This window comes from Yinghuangia sp. YIM S09857 (assembly GCF_051388915.1).
Classification (GTDB): domain Bacteria; phylum Actinomycetota; class Actinomycetes; order Streptomycetales; family Streptomycetaceae; genus Yinghuangia.
On record NZ_JBPKBH010000050.1, the window covers coordinates 1 to 5,602 of the forward strand.

Consider the following 5,602-nt stretch of genomic DNA (forward strand, 5'->3'; position numbering starts at 1 on the left):
AATTCCGGCGGCGTCCTACTCTCCCACACCCCTTCGAGTGCAGTACCATCGGCGCTGAAGAGCTTAGCTTCCGGGTTCGGAATGGGACCGGGCGTTTCCTCTTCGCCAAGACCACCGGAAAACCATCGAACACAACAACCATGTGTCGAAGACTTCCAGCAACAAGACGTTGCAACTATGGAATTCTCAACTGTGGTTCACACCGAAACCGGTTGCGGTCCGGGAACCACACAGTGGACGCGAGCATCTGAGGACAAGTCCTCGGCCTATTAGTACCGGTCAGCTCCACACATTACTGTGCTTCCACATCCGGCCTATCAACCCGGTCGTCTACCGGGGGCCTTACCAGGTCAACCCTGTGGGAGCCCTCATCTCGAAGCAGGCTTCCCGCTTAGATGCTTTCAGCGGTTATCCCTCCCGAACGTAGCCAACCAGCCGTGCCCTTGGCAGGACAACTGGCACACCAGAGGTTCGTCCATCCCGGTCCTCTCGTACTAGGGACAGCCCTTCTCAAGACTCCTACGCGCACAGCGGATAGGGACCGAACTGTCTCACGACGTTCTAAACCCAGCTCGCGTACCGCTTTAATGGGCGAACAGCCCAACCCTTGGGACCTACTCCAGCCCCAGGATGCGACGAGCCGACATCGAGGTGCCAAACCATCCCGTCGATATGGACTCTTGGGGAAGATCAGCCTGTTATCCCCGGGGTACCTTTTATCCGTTGAGCGACGGCGCTTCCACAAGCCACCGCCGGATCACTAGTCCCTGCTTTCGCACCTGCTCGACCCGTCGGTCTCACAGTCAAGCTCCCTTGTGCACTTACACTCGACACCTGATTGCCAACCAGGCTGAGGGAACCTTTGGGCGCCTCCGTTACCCTTTAGGAGGCAACCGCCCCAGTTAAACTACCCACCAGACACTGTCCCTGATCCGGATCACGGACCCAGGTTAGACATCCAGCACGACCAGAGTGGTATTTCAACGACGCCTCCCCACATGACTGGCGTCACGGGATCACCGGCTCCCACCTATCCTACACAAGCCGAACCGAACACCAATATCAAGCTGTAGTAAAGGTCCCGGGGTCTTTCCGTCCTGCTGCGCGAAACGAGCATCTTTACTCGTAGTGCAATTTCACCGGGCCTGTGGTTGAGACAGTCGAGAAGTCGTTACGCCATTCGTGCAGGTCGGAACTTACCCGACAAGGAATTTCGCTACCTTAGGATGGTTATAGTTACCACCGCCGTTTACTGGCGCTTAAGTTCTCAGCTTCGCCCCGAAAGACTAACCGGTCCCCTTAACGTTCCAGCACCGGGCAGGCGTCAGTCCGTATACATCGTCTTACGACTTCGCACGGACCTGTGTTTTTAGTAAACAGTCGCTTCTCGCTGGTCTCTGCGGCCACCCCCAGCTCAGAGCGCAAAGCTCATCACCAGGACTGGCCCCCCTTCTCCCGAAGTTACGGGGGCATTTTGCCGAGTTCCTTAACCACAGTTCACCCGAACGCCTTAGTATTCTCTACCTGACCACCTGAGTCGGTTTGGGGTACGGGCCGCCACGACACTCGCTAGAGGCTTTTCTCGGCAGCATAGGATCATCCACTTCCCCTCAATCGGGTCGGCATCAGGTCTCAGGCACATGCGGTGCGGATTTGCCTACACCACGCCCTACACCCTTACCCCGGGACAACCACCGCCCGGGCTGGACTACCTTCCTGCGTCACCCCATCGCTCACCTACTACCACCTTGGATCAGCGGCTCCACGTTCCCCCATCGTCCGAAGACTCCGGGAGGCGCTTCACGGCCTTAGCATCAGAGGGTTCAGCGCTGGCGCATCGTAGCGGGTACGGGAATATCAACCCGTTGTCCATCGACTACGCCTGTCGGCCTCGCCTTAGGTCCCGACTTACCCTGGGCGGATTAGCCTGCCCCAGGAACCCTTGGTCATCCGGCGCACACGTTTCTCACGTGTGATTCGCTACTCATGCCTGCATTCTCACTCGTGCAGCATCCACCACTGGCTTCCACCGCGGCTTCACCCGCTGCACGACGCTCCCCTACCCATCCGTGCGCCTGAACCACAAAGGCTTGGCTAATGCACGAATGACACGACTTCGGCGGTGCGCTTGAGCCCCGCTACATTATCGGCGCGGAATCACTTGACCAGTGAGCTATTACGCACTCTTTCAAGGGTGGCTGCTTCTAAGCCAACCTCCTGGTTGTCTCTGCGACTCCACATCCTTTCCCACTTAGCGCACGCTTGGGGGCCTTAGTCGGTGCTCTGGGCTGTTTCCCTCTCGACCACGGAGCTTATCCCCCGCAGTCTCACTGCCGCGCTCTCACTTACCGGCATTCGGAGTTTGGCTGATCTCAGTAACCCGGTGAGGCCCATCAACCATCCAGTGCTCTACCTCCGGCAAGAAACACACGACGCTGCACCTAAATGCATTTCGGGGAGAACCAGCTATCACGGAGTTTGATTGGCCTTTCACCCCTAACCACAGGTCATCCCCCAGGTTTTCAACCCTGGTGGGTTCGGGCCTCCACGAAGTCTTACCTCCGCTTCACCCTGCCCATGGCTAGATCACTCCGCTTCGGGTCTTGGGCGCGCGACTGGGTCGCCCTCTTCGGACTCGCTTTCGCTACGGCTACCCCACACGGGTTAACCTCGCCACACACCGCAAACTCGCAGGCTCATTCTTCAAAAGGCACGCAGTCACGACCACCCGAGACAAAACCCGGATGGCGACGCTCCCACGGCTTGTAGGCACACGGTTTCAGGTACTATTTCACTCCCCTCCCGGGGTACTTTTCACCTTTCCCTCACGGTACTAGTCCGCTATCGGTCACCAGGGAATATTTAGGCTTAGCGGGTGGTCCCGCCAGATTCACACGGGATTTCTCGGGCCCCGTGCTACTTGGGAACAACACAAGCAAGCCGTACAGATTTCGTCTACGGGGGTCTTACCCTCTACGCCGGACCTTTCGCATGTCCTTCGACTACCCATACGGTTTCTGACTCGCCCAGCTGCCGGCAGACAACTGAAGTGCCGTCCCACGACCCCGAATAAGCAACCCCTGCCGGGTATCACACCTACTCGGTTTAGCCTCATCCGCTTTCGCTCGCCACTACTCGCGGAATCACGGTTGTTTTCTCTTCCTGCGGGTACTGAGATGTTTCACTTCCCCGCGTTCCCTCCACACACCCTATACATTCAGGTGCGGGTGACAGCCCATGACGACTGCCGGGTTTCCCCATTCGGACACCCCCGGATCACAGCTCGGTTGACAGCTCCCCGGGGCCTATCGCGGCCTCCCACGTCCTTCATCGGTTCCTGGTGCCCAGGCATCCACCGTGCGCCCTTACTAACTTGGCCACAGATGCTCGCGTCCACTGTGCAGTTCTCAAACAACAACCGGAAACAACAACCTTCTACCGACGCCTACCAGGGACAACCCCAGCGGTTCGCAACGGACGGCTGCAACCGGATGATCCAGAGGGGGACGTACCAGGGCCCCCGCCGTCCACGACTGGACGGAAGGGGCCACCGGGTCCGTTCCCTCAGGACCCAACAACGTGCCCGGCGATCCAGAGCGAACCAACCTCGCGTTCCACGCTCCCGAAGAAGCAGTACTAGCCAGGGGATCCGACCCCGAACCGCCGAATAGTCAACGTTCCACCCTTGAGCTGCCACCCAGACCGCATTCGGGTCTGGCGTGGAACTGTGCTCCTTAGAAAGGAGGTGATCCAGCCGCACCTTCCGGTACGGCTACCTTGTTACGACTTCGTCCCAATCGCTGGTCCCACCTTCGACGGCTCCCCCCACAAGGGTTGGGCCACCGGCTTCGGGTGTTACCGACTTTCGTGACGTGACGGGCGGTGTGTACAAGGCCCGGGAACGTATTCACCGCAGCAATGCTGATCTGCGATTACTAGCGACTCCGACTTCATGGGGTCGAGTTGCAGACCCCAATCCGAACTGAGACCGGCTTTTTGGGATTCGCTCCACCTCGCGGTATCGCAGCCCATTGTACCGGCCATTGTAGCACGTGTGCAGCCCAAGACATAAGGGGCATGATGACTTGACGTCGTCCCCACCTTCCTCCGAGTTGACCCCGGCAGTCTCCTGTGAGTCCCCATCACCCCGAAGGGCATGCTGGCAACACAGAACGAGGGTTGCGCTCGTTGCGGGACTTAACCCAACATCTCACGACACGAGCTGACGACAGCCATGCACCACCTGTCACCGGCCCAAAAGGACCCCGCATCTCTGCGAGTTTTCCGGCGATGTCAAGCCTTGGTAAGGTTCTTCGCGTTGCGTCGAATTAAGCCACATGCTCCGCCGCTTGTGCGGGCCCCCGTCAATTCCTTTGAGTTTTAGCCTTGCGGCCGTACTCCCCAGGCGGGGCACTTAATGCGTTAGCTGCGGCACGGACATCGTGGAATGACGCCCACACCTAGTGCCCAACGTTTACGGCGTGGACTACCAGGGTATCTAATCCTGTTCGCTCCCCACGCTTTCGCTCCTCAGCGTCAGTATCGGCCCAGAGACCCGCCTTCGCCACCGGTGTTCCTCCTGATATCTGCGCATTTCACCGCTACACCAGGAATTCCAGTCTCCCCTGCCGAACTCTAGCCTGCCCGTATCGAATGCAGGCCCGGGGTTGAGCCCCGGGTTTTCACATCCGACGTGACAGGCCGCCTACGAGCTCTTTACGCCCAATAATTCCGGACAACGCTCGCACCCTACGTATTACCGCGGCTGCTGGCACGTAGTTAGCCGGTGCTTCTTCTGCAGGTACCGTCACTTGCGCTTCTTCCCTGCTGAAAGAGGTTTACAACCCGAAGGCCGTCATCCCTCACGCGGCGTCGCTGCGTCAGGCTTTCGCCCATTGCGCAATATTCCCCACTGCTGCCTCCCGTAGGAGTCTGGGCCGTGTCTCAGTCCCAGTGTGGCCGGTCGCCCTCTCAGGCCGGCTACCCGTCGTCGCCTTGGTAGGCCACTACCCCACCAACAAGCTGATAGGCCGCGGGCTCATCCTGCACCGCCGGAACTTTCAACCCCCCACCATGCGGCGGAAAGTATTATCCGGTATTAGACCCAGTTTCCCGGGCTTATCCCAGAGTGCAGGGCAGATTGCCCACGTGTTACTCACCCGTTCGCCACTGATCCCCACCCGAAAGCGGTTCACCGTTCGACTTGCATGTGTTAAGCACGCCGCCAGCGTTCGTCCTGAGCCAGGATCAAACTCTCCGTAGATGCCTACCGGTAATCCGGTCACACAACATACGAAGGAGCCGCGCCCCGCCGGAGGAATAGTCCGGCCAGCGCATGCGTCCCTGCTGTGACCCCCGGCGCTGACAGAGCCGGAGGATTTCGTGTTACCAAAGGAATCCCTACGCAAGACGATCAGGAACCAGGCGGTTCCGTCACACTGCCTCACGCCGGGGTTGTTATTTGGCGTTGACTTTTGGCACGCTGTTGAGTTCTCAAGGAACGGACGCTTCCTTCGAGACCCTTTCACCGGTCTCTCCGGGCGTTACGCTCATCGGTACTGCTGGTTTTACTGGTCTTGCTTTGTCTTGCTTTTCTTTCTGC

Annotated in this window: 3 rRNA genes; all 3 read right to left on the reverse strand. The window is 58.9% G+C overall.

The features are described 5' to 3' along the window. Positions 1–2 precede the first annotated feature (2 nt). The 3 genes from rrf to ACRX5S_RS40960 all read right to left on the reverse strand — a co-directional run bounded on the left by rrf (position 3) and on the right by ACRX5S_RS40960 (position 5,263). Positions 3–119: ribosomal RNA gene (gene rrf / locus ACRX5S_RS40950) — 5S ribosomal RNA — on the reverse strand. A 130-nt stretch (positions 120–249) separates the two neighbouring features. Continuing rightward, positions 250–3,379, reverse strand: a 23S ribosomal RNA gene (locus ACRX5S_RS40955). A 359-nt stretch (positions 3,380–3,738) separates the two neighbouring features. Further along, positions 3,739–5,263, reverse strand: a 16S ribosomal RNA gene (locus tag ACRX5S_RS40960). Together the 16S, 23S and 5S rRNA genes form the textbook arrangement of a ribosomal RNA operon. Between the last annotated feature and the right edge of the window lie 339 nt (positions 5,264–5,602).